Annotated in this window: 18 protein-coding genes; 12 read left to right on the forward strand and 6 right to left on the reverse strand. The window is 74.6% G+C overall.

Annotated features, from left to right (window positions below):
• Positions 1-46: 46 nt before the first annotated feature.
• Together ACFV04_RS20575 and ACFV04_RS20580 are read right to left on the reverse strand one after the other, a co-directional pair.
• The gene (locus tag ACFV04_RS20575) at positions 47-340 is read right to left on the reverse strand and encodes a helix-turn-helix transcriptional regulator (RefSeq protein ID WP_380343596.1); all 294 of its coding nucleotides are present in this window, start codon (positions 338-340) and stop codon (positions 47-49) included.
• 55 nt (positions 341-395) lie between these two features.
• Entirely contained in the window at positions 396-737 is a 342-nt protein-coding gene (locus ACFV04_RS20580; RefSeq protein ID WP_360255412.1) for a hypothetical protein, read from the reverse strand.
• 238 nt (positions 738-975) lie between these two features.
• On the opposite strand from ACFV04_RS20580, the gene ACFV04_RS20585 reads away from it, so the two are divergent.
• The gene (locus tag ACFV04_RS20585; RefSeq protein ID WP_380343593.1) at positions 976-1,617 is read left to right on the forward strand and encodes an L-threonylcarbamoyladenylate synthase; all 642 of its coding nucleotides are present in this window, start codon (positions 976-978) and stop codon (positions 1,615-1,617) included.
• Between the two features lie 77 nt (positions 1,618-1,694).
• On the opposite strand, the gene ACFV04_RS20590 is transcribed toward ACFV04_RS20585, so the two are convergent.
• The 3 genes from ACFV04_RS20590 to ACFV04_RS20600 form a co-directional block, all read right to left on the reverse strand.
• Positions 1,695-2,114 carry an SsgA family sporulation/cell division regulator gene (locus ACFV04_RS20590; protein ID WP_360255407.1) on the reverse strand — a complete coding sequence of 140 codons (420 nt, stop codon included), beginning with the start codon at positions 2,112-2,114 and terminating at the stop codon, positions 1,695-1,697.
• Positions 2,115-2,325: 211 nt separating this feature from the next.
• Positions 2,326-2,991, reverse strand: coding sequence for a hypothetical protein (locus ACFV04_RS20595; RefSeq protein WP_380530883.1), 666 nt, complete (start codon positions 2,989-2,991; stop codon positions 2,326-2,328).
• 139 nt (positions 2,992-3,130) lie between these two features.
• Positions 3,131-3,634, reverse strand: coding sequence for an N-acetyltransferase (locus ACFV04_RS20600; RefSeq protein ID WP_380530886.1), 504 nt, complete (start codon positions 3,632-3,634; stop codon positions 3,131-3,133).
• 104 nt (positions 3,635-3,738) lie between these two features.
• Here ACFV04_RS20600 and ACFV04_RS20605 point away from each other — a divergent pair, with 104 nt between their 5' ends.
• Positions 3,739-4,308: a hypothetical protein gene (locus ACFV04_RS20605; RefSeq protein WP_380530889.1), complete on the forward strand. Its 570-nt coding sequence runs from the start codon at positions 3,739-3,741 to the stop codon at positions 4,306-4,308.
• A gap of 18 nt (positions 4,309-4,326) precedes the next feature.
• Here the strand turns inward: ACFV04_RS20605 and ACFV04_RS20610 are convergent, their stop codons facing one another.
• Positions 4,327-5,241, reverse strand: a complete 915-nt coding sequence (locus ACFV04_RS20610; RefSeq protein WP_380343584.1) for a hypothetical protein — start codon at positions 5,239-5,241, stop codon at positions 4,327-4,329.
• Between the two features lie 230 nt (positions 5,242-5,471).
• Here ACFV04_RS20610 and ACFV04_RS20615 point away from each other — a divergent pair, with 230 nt between their 5' ends.
• The 10 genes from ACFV04_RS20615 to ACFV04_RS20660 all read left to right on the forward strand — a co-directional run bounded on the left by ACFV04_RS20615 (position 5,472) and on the right by ACFV04_RS20660 (position 15,232).
• Positions 5,472-6,605 carry an FAD-dependent oxidoreductase gene (locus ACFV04_RS20615; protein ID WP_380530892.1) on the forward strand — a complete coding sequence of 378 codons (1,134 nt, stop codon included), beginning with the start codon at positions 5,472-5,474 and terminating at the stop codon, positions 6,603-6,605.
• A gap of 148 nt (positions 6,606-6,753) precedes the next feature.
• Positions 6,754-8,448 carry a hydrogenase maturation protein gene (locus ACFV04_RS20620; protein WP_380530895.1) on the forward strand — a complete coding sequence of 565 codons (1,695 nt, stop codon included), beginning with the start codon at positions 6,754-6,756 and terminating at the stop codon, positions 8,446-8,448.
• Positions 8,449-8,581: 133 nt separating this feature from the next.
• On the forward strand, positions 8,582-9,628 hold the full coding sequence (locus ACFV04_RS20625; protein ID WP_360255392.1) for a hydrogenase expression protein HypE: 1,047 nt from the start codon (positions 8,582-8,584) through the stop codon (positions 9,626-9,628).
• Between the two features lie 84 nt (positions 9,629-9,712).
• A complete protein-coding gene (locus ACFV04_RS20630; RefSeq protein ID WP_380343575.1) occupies positions 9,713-11,500 on the forward strand; it encodes a nickel-dependent hydrogenase large subunit in 1,788 nt (595 codons plus the stop codon).
• Positions 11,497-11,964 carry a thioredoxin gene (locus tag ACFV04_RS20635; protein ID WP_380343572.1) on the forward strand — a complete coding sequence of 156 codons (468 nt, stop codon included), beginning with the start codon at positions 11,497-11,499 and terminating at the stop codon, positions 11,962-11,964. The genes ACFV04_RS20630 and ACFV04_RS20635 overlap by 4 nt, the downstream gene beginning before the upstream one ends.
• On the forward strand, positions 11,961-12,608 hold the full coding sequence (locus tag ACFV04_RS20640) for a DUF5947 family protein (protein ID WP_380530898.1): 648 nt from the start codon (positions 11,961-11,963) through the stop codon (positions 12,606-12,608). The genes ACFV04_RS20635 and ACFV04_RS20640 overlap by 4 nt, the downstream gene beginning before the upstream one ends.
• On the forward strand, positions 12,605-13,249 hold the full coding sequence (locus ACFV04_RS20645) for a DUF6084 family protein (RefSeq protein WP_380530901.1): 645 nt from the start codon (positions 12,605-12,607) through the stop codon (positions 13,247-13,249). Before ACFV04_RS20640 ends, ACFV04_RS20645 begins: the two co-directional genes overlap by 4 nt.
• Positions 13,246-14,631, forward strand: coding sequence for a hypothetical protein (locus ACFV04_RS20650; protein WP_380343567.1), 1,386 nt, complete (start codon positions 13,246-13,248; stop codon positions 14,629-14,631). Before ACFV04_RS20645 ends, ACFV04_RS20650 begins: the two co-directional genes overlap by 4 nt.
• Positions 14,628-15,134, forward strand: coding sequence for a hydrogenase maturation protease (locus tag ACFV04_RS20655; protein ID WP_380343564.1), 507 nt, complete (start codon positions 14,628-14,630; stop codon positions 15,132-15,134). Before ACFV04_RS20650 ends, ACFV04_RS20655 begins: the two co-directional genes overlap by 4 nt.
• Entirely contained in the window at positions 15,128-15,232 is a 105-nt protein-coding gene (locus ACFV04_RS20660; protein ID WP_380343561.1) for a DUF6893 family small protein, read from the forward strand. The genes ACFV04_RS20655 and ACFV04_RS20660 overlap by 7 nt, the downstream gene beginning before the upstream one ends.
• Positions 15,233-15,293: the final 61 nt, after the last annotated feature.

Below are 15,293 nucleotides of genomic sequence, written 5' to 3' on the forward strand. Positions count from 1 at the left end.
GTCGCCGACGGTCCGACCCCCGTGCAGGCCCGTGCGCCGACCGGTCTCAGCGCAACAGCACGCCGAGCAGCTCGGCGATGGTCGGACCGGCGTCGGCCGGGTGCCGCAGCTGCTTGCCGTCCATCACGCTGTAGTGGTTGGCGCGGCCGCGCCGCTCGTGCGTGAGGTAGCCGGCCTGCTCCAGGTCGGCGATGATCCGCTGCACGGCGCGCTCGGTGAGCAGGCACTGAGCGGCGATGTCACGCACCCGGATGCCGGGGTCGCGCGCGATCTGGACGAGGACGCGGGCGTGGTTCGTCAGGAAGGTCCACTGCCGCGCCGTGGCCGGGCCGTTTTCCACGGTTCAAGGATAGGGGCGTCAGACCGTGCCCCGGAGGCGCCGCCGGGGCCGGCCGTCAGGGGCACTCCTCGTGCAGCCCGCAGAGCCAGGCCAGCGCCTGGTGGGCGCCGAGGACGTAGGCGTGGTCCGTTCCCTGGGTCAGGGCCCGGCGCAGTCGTACGGCGGCGGCCTGGCACTCCGTCAGCAGCTGCGCCCGGCAGGGTTCGGCCGTGCCGACGGCGGCGGTGGCGGTGACGGGTGCGGCGATCTGGGCCCCGGCGGCCCACCGGTAGGCCCCCAGCACGCCGTGCTCGAACCCGGTCCACGGCCGGGGGCGCCGGTTGGCCGTGTCGATCGCGGCGAACACCTCGTCCAGCGGGCGCACCCCCACGGCCGGGATCGTCTCGTCACTGGTCATGTGCGCAACCTACGTCCGCCCGGGGCCGCCCGCCCCCGATGACGCCGCCCGGCCCGGTGCGCCAGCCGTCCGGTCCACCCGAGCGGCGGCGGGCCGTCGCGGCGCGGGGCCGGACCGGCGCGGGGCCCGGCGGGTGCGCCCGCCCCCGCCCGGTAGTCTGACCGGGTCGTGCCCGGCCGGTGAGGTGGCCGGGTCGGATGGACGGTGCGGGCCGGCGGCCCGCCGGTGGAGAACCCTGATGACTCGTCGTTTTGACTGCTCGGACGCGTCCGAGCGCGCAGCCGGGCTGCGTGAGGCCGTGGCCGCGGTGCGCCGCGGCGAACTCGTCGTGCTGCCCACGGACACCGTGTACGGGGTGGGTGCGGACGCGTTCGCGCCGGAGGCGGTGGCCCGTCTGCTCGCGGCCAAGGGCCGGGGACGCAACATGCCCTCGCCGGTGCTGGTCGGCTCCCCGGAGGGCCTGGACGGCCTGGTCGAGGTGACGTCGCGCGCCCGGGACCTGGTGGCCGCGTTCTGGCCGGGCGGGCTGACCGTGGTCGCCCGTCACCTGGCGTCGGTCGAGCTGGACCTCGGCGAGACCGGCGGCACGGTCGCGGTCCGGATGCCCGCGCACCCGGTCGCCATCGAACTCCTCGGCGCCACCGGTCCGTTGGCGGTCTCCAGCGCCAACCTGACCGGGCACGACTCCCCGCAGGACTGCGACGCCGCCCAGGGCATGCTGGGCGACTCGGTGGCCGTCTACCTCGACGGCGGCCCGACCGCCGCCGCCGTGCCGTCCTCGATCGTCGACGTCACCGGCGAGGTGCCCGTCCTGCTGCGTGCGGGCGCGATCAGCGCCGAGCGGCTGCGCGAGGTCGTCCCCGACCTGCGGGAGCGCTGAGCCTCCCGGTCGGCGCGCGGCGGCTGATCCCGCCCGCGCCCGCGCCCGCGCCCGGGCCCCGGCCGTCCGGCGGCCGGTCAGTCGTCCGAGAGCAGTCGGATGAGCGCGGACTCGACGTCCAGGTGCTCGGACTCGGATCCGGCGGGCACCAGGGTGAAGGACTCCGAGAGGAAGGCCGTGACGTCCTCCTCCTGGGCGCTGAGGACGGCCTCGCCGGTGGGCCCGCGCAGGGTGATGAGCACCTGGCCGTCATGCCCCGGGCTCACCCGGACGTCACCGCTGCCGGCAGGGGCGTGCCGGCCCTCGTTCAGCAGTTCGCGGCTGAAGTACCAGCACACCCCGGCGTCCACGGCCACGCACTCGCACGGGGCCAGCGGGAACGCCAGGCAGGCCGCGTACGGCAGGTCCGGATCGAACCGCAGCTCAGCGACGACCGGCACGTCGGGCAGTGGGCTGTCGGGGAAGGTGACGGGCACCGAGTGGACGGGCATCTGCATCGAACGACCCTCCTGAGGTCCTGACGCCGGCCCCGCGCGGGCCGGCGCCCCTGTTCGGCGCCTACCCGGCACCCCCCTGCGCAGTCCGCGGTCGTGGAACTTCCACAACTTCCCCGCACACCGGCGTGCATCACCCGGCGCGGAGCGTGCCGACGGGCGCGTCGGCAGTGGCAGTGGCAGTGGCAGTGGCAGTGGCACCGGCAGTGGGCGGTCAGGAGCCGCAGAGCCTCCCGAGCTGCGCCGAGTCCGCGTCGATGTCCGTGATCACCGGGTCGGGGTCGGCCATGACCATGCCGTTCAACCGGAAGCCCAGCTCCTGGAACTCGGCGGCCAGGCGGCGGATCGTCGCGCCGACCGCGCCCTGTGCGTCCAGGCCGGCGCCCATCAGGTCCTGGTAGGCCTGGCCGGCCGCGGCCGCCCGGCTGCCGCGGCTGCTCCCGGCGTTGCGGCGGTACGCGGCCAGCGCCGCCTCCGCCGCGTCGCAGCCGCCGGGCCGGACCGCCGGGAGCGGCGGCTGGGAGACGGGGTCGGGGGTAGGGCTCCGGACCGGTGTCGGGCTCGGTGCCGGGGAGGGGGTGTCGGGCTCCGGTGACGCGGTGGGCGTCGGGACCGGGGACGGGACCGGTGTCGGGCTCGGGTCCGGCCGGGGTGCCGGGGCGGGGAGCGGGTCCGGTGGCGTCGGGTCCGTGGTGGTGGCCACCGGGGTGGCCGGGGGCGGCGCCGGTGCGTCCGGCGGCATCAGGTAGGCGACGAGGGCCACGACCGCGGCCACCGCGCCCGCGATCGCCCCCACCGCTCCCCAGTCCGGGCGCGGGGTCCGCCCGGGGCCCGGGCCGGGCGGCCGCGCGGGTGGCTCCGTCGTTTCGCTGTCCGTCATGTCCTCATCGTGGGGCGCCGCTCCGGGCCTCGTCCAGGACACCGCGCGCTGACCTTCCTGAACCCGAACTCCTGCTCGTGCCGGGTCCGTTCGTCGCGCAGAGGCGCGGCGGCGCACGGTCACGGCGGCGCCGGGGGGCTCAGACGGTGACGGCCGCGGGCCGGGCCAGCCACTCCTTCCAGGACACCTGGTGGCCGATCAGGCAGGGCTCCCGGAACGGCCACTCCTCGGTGATCCAGCGCGGGACGAGCGCGTCCAGTGCCCGCTCCAGCTCGGTGCCCACCCGGTCGTCCACCACCCACCAGGAGATCTCGGCGTCCGCGCCGGCCTTCTGCGGCGGGTCGATGTAGACGCAGCCGAGCAGGGCCGTCTCCGCCTCGTCGAACAGCGCGTAGTTGAACGACTCGTGGGCGGCGATCTCCCGCTCGTGCCGGATCAGGTCGTCGAGGTCCTGCTGGTAGGTCATGGTGGCGGCCGGCCAGCCCCAGGCCTCGCCGTAGACGGACCAGAGGCGCTCCCGGGAGCCCATCACGGCGGGGTAGTCGAGCTCGGTGTCCGTCCCGGCGATCGGGCGCAGGTGGTGGCCGCCGCCGGGGAGCGGCACGTGGACGGGGTGGACGAAATCGGCAGGCAACCAAGTCATGGGGCCGGAGACTAGCCCAGCGGGGCCGTCGCCCGCCGCGAATATCGTGACGTGCACGAGCGGCCGGGGTGACGCCGGGTCGGCCGCCGGGGCATCATCGCCGGATGACGACGATCAGGACCAGGTGGGGGCGCCTCGGGATGCCGGCGGTGGCGGCCCTGGCCGTACTGGCGGCGGGGTGCGGGACGGAGCACGTGGACGCGCCCGGCGGGGCGGGCGCGCCGCCGACGACGAGCGCGGGCGCGGTGCCCGGCGGGGCGGCCGACTTCCCCTGTCCCGGGGAGACCCCGACCAGGACCCCGGCGCCGAGCACGAGCAGCGCCGCCCCGACCGGCCCGCCCCTCGACCACTACGCCGAGAACCACGCCTTCAAGGCGCCGCTCCCGTTGCACGGTCGGTACCGCTGCGACGGCCTGGCGGCCGTGCGGCGGATCGAGGCCGCCCTCGAACCCGTCCGGGCCGGCTGGCGGGCCGACCCGGAGACGATCCGCGGGGCGCTCGTCGGCCTCGGCTATCCGGCCGGGAAGGTGAAGGTCCAGCCCGGGGGCGACTTCCTGGTCGACGCCACCGGGCTCTGTCTGTCGGGCTCGACGAGCGGCGGGAGGACGACGGTGCAGGCCTTCGCGGGCTACGCGGACGGCACCGGCTGCGAGGAGCCGCGCGGCGGCCACTGACCGGAGCCGTCCGACCTCTCAACGCCCCTGCGGCGGAACGCCGTTGTCGCCTGCGCCCGCGCCCGCGCCCTTGTCCAGCGACAGCGGCGGCCGCACGTCGGTGTCGGCAGCCTCCGCCTCGACGGCCGGCGTCGCTTCGGGATCGGTCTGCTCGATGCGCCGCAGCAGCCGGGCGACGGAGTCGGTGCGTTCGCGCAGGACCACGACCCGGGCGGCGTCGGTGGGCTCGGCGAGCTCGTCGACGGGGAGTACCGGGATGCCGCGGCTGCGGGCGGTGGCGATGAGGCTCTCGCCGGCCCGGTCGCTCACGACGAGTGTCGCGGCGGCGAACGCGCCCGCGTCCAGGGTGCGCTGCCGTCCGAGCAGGCCGCGGTACACGATGCGTGCCGGGACGGTCAGTTCGTCCAGGCGCTGGTCGGCCGCGCCGCGTTCGAGGGCGGCGAGGACGACGGTGGCCAGCGCCTCGGCGGCCTTGGTGACGACCCATTTGCGGCCGGGCACCGGCGGGAGGAACTCGCGGATCCGGTCCACCTCGTGCTCCAGGGCGGTGGTGGTCAGCACCTCGAAGGCGTTGCGGGTGCGGATCTCGGCGACCTTGTCCCACTCGACCTCCTCGCCGTCGAAGCCGACCTTCGACGGCCCGAGGTGGACGGCGCCGAGGCCGTCGAGGAGCCCGAGCAGCTTGTGCACGACGGCCGGGGTCAGGGGGTGGCGCCCGATCAGGGTGCCCACCGACAACTTCCACGGCTCGGTGGCGGGCACCAGGGGCGGCGGGACGGACGTGAGGGCGGTGTGCGCCCACCGCCCGCCCGCCGCCGCTCCGCGTCCGCCCCGCAGCACGGCCTGCCGGCCCGCCTCGCCCAACCCGGCCGCCGCCCCCGTCGCCGCCCCGACCAACCGTCCCAGACCGCCCACCAGCTCGCCCCCGCGCACGTCCCGTTCCTCTCCCCGTACCGCTGTTCCGGAGCTCGATGCTACGGGTCGCGCGGTCCCGTCCCGCCCCGGCCGTCGACGGTGACGTTTGTCATGCGGTTCCGGCCACAGAACTCACTGACACCGGGTCGGTGCCCTGCGGCAGGCTCGACCCGTACCGGGAGGACCGGCGGGACGCACGAGCGGACGCGCGGCCGGGCGCAGGACCGGACGGAATCAGGGGAGCGGACATGAAGGTACTGGTGGCCGGGGCCGGACTCGGCGGGCTCTGCCTCGCACACGGGCTGCTGCGGGCGGGCGTGGACGTCCGGGTCCACGAGCGGGAGGACGGCCCGCACAGCCGCTACCAGGGCTTCCGGATCGCCCTGAACGCACACGGCCTGGCCGCTCTGCACGCGTGCCTGCCGGAGCGGCTGCACGCCCTGCTGGCGGCCGTCTCCGGTCCGATGGCGGGCGAGCGGCGCGTCATGGACGGGCAGTTGCGGGAGATCCGCCGGCTCGGCGCGGTGGACGAGGGCACGGCCACCGACCGGTACGTGCTGCGCCAACTGCTGCTGGCCGGCCTCGGCGACCGGGTCGAGTTCGGCAAGCCCGTGGTCGGCTACACCGAGCGGGCCGACGGTACCGTCGAGGCGCACTTCGGCGACGGCACGGGCGCGGTCGGCGACCTGCTCGTGGGTGCGGACGGCGTGGGCTCCGCGGTGCGCCGGCAACTGCTGCCCGGGGCCGAGGTGGTCACCGTCCCCGGCAACGCCGTCCTCGGGCGCACCCCGCTCACCGAGCGGTCCGCCGCGCTCGTCCCGGGCTTCGGCACCGTCGTGCACGGCACCGGCGCGAGCATGCTGCTCGGCCGGATGGAGTTCCGCCGCCCGCCCCGGCTCGCGGCCGCCGAGCTGGCGCCCGACGTCCGGCTGCCCGACACCGGGAGCTACCTGCGCTGGGTGCTGATGCTGCCCGGCGCCCTGCCCGCGGGCCCGAGGGCGTGGGACGCGGTCCGGGACGACCTGCTCGCCGTGCTCGACGGCTGGCACCCGGACCTGGTCGACCTCGTCCGCCGCGCCGACGTCGTCAACAGCTCGCCCCTGACCGTCCGTTACGCCGAGCCCGTGCCGCACTGGGACGGCAGTCGCCGGGTCACCCTGCTCGGCGACGCGATCCACACCATGCCGCCGAGCGGCGGCCAGGGTGCCAACACCGCCCTGCGCGACGCGGCGCTGCTGGCCCGCACGCTCACCGCCGTCCAGCACGGCACGGCCGAACTCCCGGACGCCGTCGAGCAGTACGAGCAGCGGATGCTCGAATACGGCTTCGCCGCCGTCGCCGAGAGCCTGGAGCGTCTGCCGGACTTCACCCCCGCGCGCTGAGCCCGCCGGGGCGGCCCCCTCGCCGGGCCCGCGGGCTGACCGCCGCTCGGGTGAACGGGCGGCGCGGCACGCGGCGCCGACCGGGGGACCCGCCGGAGCGGGGGCGATGATCTGCGGGTTCCCGGCCGCCCGCACCCCGGAGGCAGACATGCGGATCCTGCTCCTCGCCAGCGCGTTCAACAGCCTCAGCCAGCGCCTCCACGCCGAACTGCGGGACCGGCGGCACACCGTGGACGTCCTGATCGCCGGGGACGGCGAGGACCTGGGGGAGTCGGTCCGCCGTCTGCAGCCGGACCTGCTGCTGGCGCCGATGCTGCGCACCGCGATCCCCGAGGACGTCTGGTCGACGCTCACCTGCCTGGTCGTCCATCCCGGCCCGCCCGGCGACCGGGGCCCCTCCTCGCTCGACCGGGCGGTCCAGGAGGGCGTGGCCGAGTGGGGCGTGACGGTGCTGCAGGCCGAGGCGGAGATGGACGCCGGGCCGGTCTGGGCGCACGAGCCCTGCCGGCTCGCCGAGCGCGGCAAGAGCGACCTGTACCGCAACGAGGTCGCCGACGCCGCCGTCCGGGCCGTCCTGCTCGCCGTCGAGCGCTTCGCCTCCGGTGCGTACGCGCCGCAGCCGCAGCACGGCCCCTCCTGGCGGGAGCCGGTCCGGGTCCGCCCCTTCCTGCGCCAGGCGGAACGCCTGATCGACTGGGCGGCCGACCCCACCGCGACGGTCCTGCGCAAGCTCCGCGCCGCCGACTCCCAGCCCGGGGTGCTCGACGTGCTGGGCGACGGTGACTGGTACCTGCACGGCGGGCACCCGGAGCCGCTGCTGCGCGGCCGCCCGGGCGACCTGATCGCCACCCGCGCCGGGGCGGTGTGCCGGGCCACCTCGGACGGCGCGGTGTGGATCCCCGAACTCCGGCGCCGGCGCGCGCCCGGCGGGCCCGCGACCTTCAGGCTCCCGGCGGTGACGGCGCTCGGCGCCCTGCTGCCGCCGCTGCCGGAGGTGGTGGCGCCGCTGATGGCGGACGAGGGCGGGCAGCGGCCCGGCTGGGCGGACATCGAGTACCGCGAGGAGGGGCCGGTCGGTTTCCTGTGCTTCTCCTTCCCCGGCGGCGCGATGGCCACCGACCACTGCCGCCGCCTGCTGGAGGCGTACCGCTTCGCGCTGCGCCGGCCGACCTCGGTGCTGGTGCTCGGCGGCGGCCGGGACTTCTTCTCCAACGGCATCCACCTCAACGTCATCGAGGCCGCGCCGGACCCGGCCGACGAGTCCTGGGCCAACATCACCGCGATGGACGACCTGGTCGGCGAGGTGCTCACCACCACCGACCGTCTGGTGGTCGCCGCCGTCGGCGGGAACGCTGCGGCCGGCGGGGTGATGCTGGCGCTGGCCGCGGACGAGGTGTGGTGCCGCCGGGGTTCCGTCCTCAACCCGCACTACCGGCTGATGGGGCTGTACGGCTCGGAGTACTGGACCTACAGCCTGCCGCGCCGGGTGGGCGCGGCCCGGGCCGCACGGCTGACCATGCAGGCGCTGCCGGTGTCCGCCGAGGCGGCCGAGCGGATCGGCCTGGTCGACCGCGTCCTCGACTGCGGGCCGGGGGAGTTCGGGCCGGGCGCGGCCCGGCTGGCCGGGCTGCTCGCCGCCTCGCCCACGACCCAGCGCCGGATCGCGGCGAAGAAGGCCGCGCGCGAGGCCGACGAGCTGGTCAAGCCGCTCGACGCCTACCGGGAGGAGGAGCTGGCGGTGATGCACCGGCAGTTCTTCACCCCCGAATCGCCGTACCACGCGCTACGGGCCGCGTTCGTCCGCAAGCGCCCCGTGCCCGCAGGCCTCCTCGCCACGACGTGACCCGAACGGTCCCGTCCGGCTTGCGCGGCCAGGGCGCCCCCGGCGGCCCTCCGGACCGGCGCCCGGACCGGACTGTTGCTATGACTGTGTTCGAGCCATTTCGTCCGGCTCCCATCCCCGAGGAGGCATCCTCATGGGTGCTGCAACAACCGACACCGACGTGGTGCACATTCTCTGGATCAACGCCGGCCTCAGCTGCGACGGCGACTCCGTCTCGCTGACCGCCGCGATGCAGCCCAGCATCGAGGAGATCGTCACCGGCGCGCTGCCCGGCCTTCCCAAGGTCGCGGTGCACTGGCCGCTGATCGACTTCGAGTGCGGCCCGGTCCAGGGCGCGGACAACTTCGTCGAGTGGTTCTTCAAGGCCGACCGCGGCGAGATCGAGCCGTTCGTGCTGGTCGTCGAGGGGTCCATCCCCAACGAGAAGATCAAGGAGGAGGGCTACTGGTGTGGCTTCGGCGACGACCCCGCCACCGGCCAGCCCATCACCACCAGTGAGTGGCTGGACCGGCTCGCCCCCAAGGCGACCGCCGTGGTCGCGATCGGCACCTGCGCCACGTACGGCGGGATCCACGCGATGGCCGGCAACCCGACCGGTGCGATGGGCGTGCCGGACTACCTGGGCTGGAACTGGAAGTCCAAGGCCGGGCTGCCGATCGTCTGCGTGCCGGGCTGTCCGATCCAGCCCGACAACTTCGCCGAGACGCTCACCTACCTGCTGTACCAGCTGGCCGGTTCCGCGCCGATGATCCCGCTGGACGACAAGCTGCGGCCGGCCTGGCTGTTCGGCGCCACCGTCCACGAGGGCTGCGACCGCGGCGGCTACTACGAGCAGGGCCAGTTCGCCACCGACTACGGCACGCCCGAGTGCCTGGTGCGGCTCGGCTGCTGGGGACCGGTCGTCAAGTGCAACGTCGCCAAGCGCGGCTGGACCAACGGCATCGGCGGCTGCCCCAACGTGGGCGGCATCTGCATCGCCTGCACCATGCCGGGCTTCCCGGACAAGTTCATGCCCTTCATGGACCCGCCGCCCGGCTCGCGCGTCTCGACCAACGCGAGCAGCGCGTACGGCTCGCTGATCCGCCGACTGCGCGAGATCACGCTGAAGACCGTCGACAAGGAACCGAAGTGGCGCCACAGCGGACGCCACCTGACCACGGGCTACCGCCCGCCCTGGTGACGGCCGGAGGGCCGCACACCACCCGGTGTGCGGCCCGCCGCCCGCCGCCCCCGCCCCCGTTCAGAGAAGGACACGACAGACACGATGGCAACACCGACGACCAGGGCGGCCGGCGACGGCAGCGGCCTGACCGAGATGTCCTGGGACCCGATCACCCGGATCGTGGGCAGCCTCGGCATCCACACGAAGATCGACTTCAAGCAGAAGCGCGTCGCGGAGTGCTACAGCACCTCCTCGGTGTTCCGCGGCTACAGCGTCTTCATGCGCGGCAAGGACCCGCGCGACGCGCACTTCATCACCAGCCGGATCTGCGGGATCTGCGGCGACAACCACGCCACCTGTTCGGTCTACACCCAGAACATGGCGTACGGGGTGAAGCCCCCGCACCTCGGCGAGTGGATCATCAACCTCGGCGAGGCCGCCGAGTACATGTTCGACCACAACATCTTCCAGGAGAACCTGGTCGGGGTCGACTACTGCGAGAAGATGGTCCGCGAAACCAACCCCGGCGTGCTCGAACTCGCCGAGCGCACCGAGGCGCCGCACGCCGGCGACCACGGGTACAAGACCATCGCCGACATCATGCGCTCGCTCAACCCCATCGAGGGCGAGTTCTACCGCGAGGCGCTGCAGGTCAGCCGGTACACCCGGGAGATGTTCTGCCTGATGGAGGGGCGCCACGTGCATCCCTCCACGCTCTACCCGGGCGGCGTCGGCACCGTCGCGACGGTGCAGCTGTTCACCGACTACCTGACCCGGCTGATGCGCTACGTCGAGTTCATGAAGAAGGTCGTGCCGCTGCACGACGACCTCTTCGACTTCTTCTACGAGGCCCTGCCCGGCTACGAGGAGGTCGGCCGGCGGCGCGTCCTGCTCGGCTGCTGGGGCAGCCTCAACGACCCGGACCACTGCGACTTCACGTACCGCAACATGACGGACTGGGGTCGGCGGATGTTCGTCACCCCGGGCGTCGTCGTGGACGGCAAGCTCGTCACCAACGACCTCACCGAGATCAACCTGGGCATCCGGATCCTGCTCGGCAGCTCCTACTACGAGGACTGGCAGGGCAAGGAACTCTTCGTCACCCACGACCCGTTGGGCAACCCGGTCGACCCCCGGCACCCGTGGAACCAGCACACCATCCCGCAGCCGCAGAAGCGGAACTTCGACGACAAGTACAGCTGGGTGATGTCCCCGCGCTGGTTCGACGGCAAGGACCACCTCGCCCTGGACACCGGCGGCGGCCCGATCGCCCGGCTCTGGTCCACCGCGCTGTCCGGGCTGGTCGACATCGGCTACGTCAAGGCCACCGGGCACAGCGTGCTGATCAACCTGCCCCGCTCGATGACCAAGCCCGAGGTCACCTTCGAGTGGAAGATCCCGCAGTGGAGCAACGCCCTCGAACGCAACCGCGCCCGCACCTACTTCCAGGCCTACGCGGCCGCCGCCGCCCTGCACTTCGCCGAGAAGGCGCTCGACGAGGTCCGCGCCGGACGCAGCCAGACCTGGGAGCGCTTCGAGGTGCCGGACGAGTCGATCGGCTGCGGCTTCACCGAGGCGGTGCGCGGGGTGCTCTCGCACCACATGGTGATCCGTGACGGCAAGATCGCCAACTACCACCCGTACCCGCCCACCCCGTGGAACGCCAGCGTCCGCGACAGCTACGGCACACCCGGCCCGTACGAGGACGCGGTGCAGAACACCCCGATCTTCGAGGAGAACTCCCCGGAGAACTTCAAGGGCATCGACATCATGCGCGCGGTGCGCAGCTTCGACCCCTGCCTGCCCTGCGGCGTGCACATGTACGTCGGCGGCGGACGCACCGTGCAGACCATGCACGTGCCCACCGGCCTCAGCGGGCTCACCGCATGACGGCCGAGCAGACCGGGCTGCGGATCCAGGAGGCCCTGGACGCCCTGGCCGGCAGCGGGGCCGAGCAGGCGGGCGAACACCTCGTCCGCGACCTGATGGACTTCTACGGCGAGGGGCTGGCCAGGATCGTGCCGGCACTGCCCCCGCCCACCCTGGGCCGGATGCTGGACGACCCCGCGGTGGCCGCCGTCCTGCTCCTGCACGACCTGCACCCCGAGGACGTCACCGCGCGGATCGACCGGGCGCTCGCGACCCTGCCCGAGCGGGTCGAGGTGCTCGGCTTCGACCCGGGCACCGGCGTGCTGCGGCTGCGCCGCACCGCCTCCGGCTGCGGCTGCGCGGAGGGGGACGTCGAAGCCGTCCTCGCCTGCCACGCACCCGAGGTGACGGCCCTGGTGCTGGAGCGCTCCCCGCAGCTGCTGCAGATCGGCACCCACCCGCCGCAGACCGCGGAGGTGCGATGAACACCCGCCGGATCTCCCGCGACGGGACCGCCCTGCTGCGCCGGCTGCGCGAGCCCGCGCCACCGCGACCCGAGCAGTGCGGCTTCTGCGGCCACGACCTGCCCGCCGGCCACCGCCACCTGGTGGACGTCGAGGAACGCGCCCTGGCCTGCACCTGCACCGCCTGCGGCCTGCTGTTCCAGCAGCCCGGCGCGGCCGGCGGCCGCTTCCGCACCGTGCCGGACCGCTACCTCGCCGACCCCGACGGCGGGCTGGACGAGCGGGCCTGGTCGGTGCTGGGCATCCCGGTCGGCACCGCGTTCCTGTTCCGCAACGCGCTGCTGGACCGGCTGCTCGCGTTCTACCCCGGGCCGGCCGGCGCCACCGAGAGCGAGGTGGACGAGGACGCCTGGGACCGCGTCCTCGGCGACAGCCGGCTGGCCGCCGCCCTGGAACCGGACGTGGAGGCGTTGCTGCTGCGCCGCACCGACGGGCAGGTCGCATGCTTCCTGGTGCCGATCGACGTCTGCTACGAGCTGGTCGGCCGACTGCGGCGGTGCTGGCACGGCTTCGACGGCGGCGCCGAGGCGCGGGCCGAACTCGACGCGTTCTTCGAGCGGTTGGCCGACCGGGCCCGCCCGCTGCCCGCGGCGGTGACGGCGTGACCGCACTCGCCTTCGCCTGCACCGGCGTGCGGTCCGACCCGTACGCGGCCGCGCCGACCCTGGTCTTCCGGCTGCGGATCACCGCGCCGGCCGGGACCCGGGTGCACGCCCTCGCCCTGCGGTGCCAGCTGCGGATCGAACCTGGCCGCCGGTCCTACGCCGAGCCGGAGGGCGAGCGGCTGGCCGACCTGTTCGGCGAACGGGAGCGCTGGTCGAACACGCTCAACCCGATCCAGTTCGCCACCGTGCCGCTGCTGGTGCCCGGCTTCACCGGCGACACCGAGACCGACCTGGTGGTGCCGTGCAGCTACGACCTGGAGGTCGCCTCCGCCCGCTACTTCCGGGCGCTCGACGGCGGGGACGTGCCGCTGCTGCTGCTCTTCTCCGGCACCGCCTTCGCCGGCCCCGGCGGCTTCCAGGTCACCCCGGTGCCCTGGGACAAGGAGGCCGCGGTGCGGATGCCGGTGCGGGTCTGGCGGGAGGCGATCGACCAGCACTTCCCCGGCTGCGGCTGGCTGCGCCTGCCCGACGACGTGATGGACGAGCTGCTGGCCTACCGCTCCCGGCGGGCCCTGCCCTCCTGGGAGGCGACGGTGCGTGAACTGCTCGCGGCGGTCGCGGTCGAGGAGGTGGCCCGGTGAGCGGCTTCCCGGCCGGGATCGAGCGCGGCTTCGCGGCGGCCCGGCAGATCGCCGACGCGGTGCTGCTGGAGGGCTACGTGCTCTACCCGTACCGCGCCTCGGCGGCCAAGAACCGGCTGCGCTGGCAGTTCGGCGTCCTGGTGCCGCCCGAGTACACCGCGCAGGGCGGCGAACACTCGCACCAGCGCACCGAGTGCGTCATGGAGGCGCGCGGCGAGGACCGGCTGGCGGTCGAGCTGCGCTTCCTCCGGGTACAGCGGCGCACCGTCGAACAGGCCACGCCCACCGGCGGGTTCGAGCCGGTGGAGCGGCTCGAACTCGCCGACCGGGTGCTCGTGGAATGGGACGAGGGCGTCGAGGAGCGGGTCGAGGTCCTGGTGTCCGTGGAGGAGCTGGCCGGCGCCGGGGTGCAGCGGGCGTTCCGGCTGCCGGGCGTCGGCGAGACCGAGCTGCTGCGGGAGCACGGCACCGCCGTCGGACGGCTGGTGCGGCGCCGCGAACAGGTCGACGGCCTGGTGCGGCTCACCGTCGAGGACCTGCCCGGCCCGTACCGGGCGCAGCGGCTCACGGCGGTGGTGGAGAACGTCTCCGCCTGGATGCCGCCGCGGCGGGCGAGCCGGGAGGAGGCGCTGCCGCGCTCCCTGGTCTCCGCCCACCTGCTGCTCGGCCTGGAACACGGCCGGTTCGTCTCGGCCACCGACCCGCCCGAGTGGGCCCGCCCGGCCGTCGAGCGCTGCCGCAGCCGGCACACCTGGCCCGTGCTGGCCGGGCCGGAGGGCGAACGCGGAGTCGTGCTGTCCTCGCCGATCATCCTGGAGGACCACCCGAAGGTCGCCCCGGAGAGCCTCGGCACCCTGTACGACGCCACCGAGATCGACGAGATCCTGGCCCTGCGCACCGCGGCCCTGACCGAGGAGGAGAAGCGGGAGGCCCGGGGCACCGACGAGCGGGCCGCGGCCGTGATCGACCTCGCGGACTCCATGCCGCCCGAGGTGCTGGAACGCCTGCACGGCGCGATCCGCGGGCTGCGCGACCTCACCGGCGGCGCCGACGCGGACCAGCCCTGGTGGGACCCGGGCAACGACCCGGAGGTCGACCCCGAGCGGGACCGGGTCCTGGTCGGTGGCCACGCCGTCGGCGCCGGCAGCCGGGTCGTGCTGCGGCCCGGCCGACGGCGCACCGACGCCCAGGACCTCTTCCTGGACGGACGCACCGGCGTGGTGGAGGCGGTGCTGCACGACGTCGACGGCTCGGTGCACCTGGCCGTCACCGTGGAGGACGACCCGGGCGCCGACCTGTGGCGGGCGCAGGGGCGGTTCCGCTACTTCCAGCCGGACGAGGTCACCCCGCTGGACGCCGACGACCGGGTGGAGGAGTCGTGAAGCGCGCATCGGTGCTGGTCGCCGGGGTGGGCAACATCTTCCTCGGCGACGACGGGTTCGGCGTGGAGACCGTGCGGCGGCTCGCCGCGCACCCGCTGCCGGACGGCGTCGAGGTGGTCGACGTCGGCGTGCGCGGCGTGGACCTGGCGTACCGGCTGCTCGACGGCCACCGGACCGCCGTCCTGGTGGACGCCACCTGCCGCGGCGGCGCGCCCGGCACCGTCTACCTCATCGAGGCGGACGGCGAGCAGCCGGAGGCTCCGCTGCTGGACGGCCACCGGATGGGGCCGGACGCCGTGCTCGCGCTGCTCGCCACGCTCGCGGCCGGAACCGGCGGCGAGCCGCCCGGGCGGGTGCTGGTGGTCGGCTGCGAGCCGGCCTCGCTGGAGGAGGGCATCGGGCTGAGCGCCCCCGTCGCCGCCGCGGTCGAGGAGGCGGTCCAAGTGGTCCTGCGGGTCGTGGACGAGGCCACGCAACCGGAGAGGGAGACAACACCATGCTGAGGAAACTGTTCTGCACGGCCCTGCTGGTGGGGATCGGCGCACTGGTCTGGCAGAGCCTGCCGGACCTCAAGCGGTACCTGCGGATCTCGCGGATGTGAGCCGCGCATTGCTGCGAACGGTGCAGCCCAGGGCGCGGTGGCGGCGCGGCTTCGGGCCGTC

Source organism: Kitasatospora sp. NPDC059599 (assembly GCF_042735125.1).
In the GTDB taxonomy this organism is placed as follows: Bacteria; Actinomycetota; Actinomycetes; order Streptomycetales; family Streptomycetaceae; genus Kitasatospora.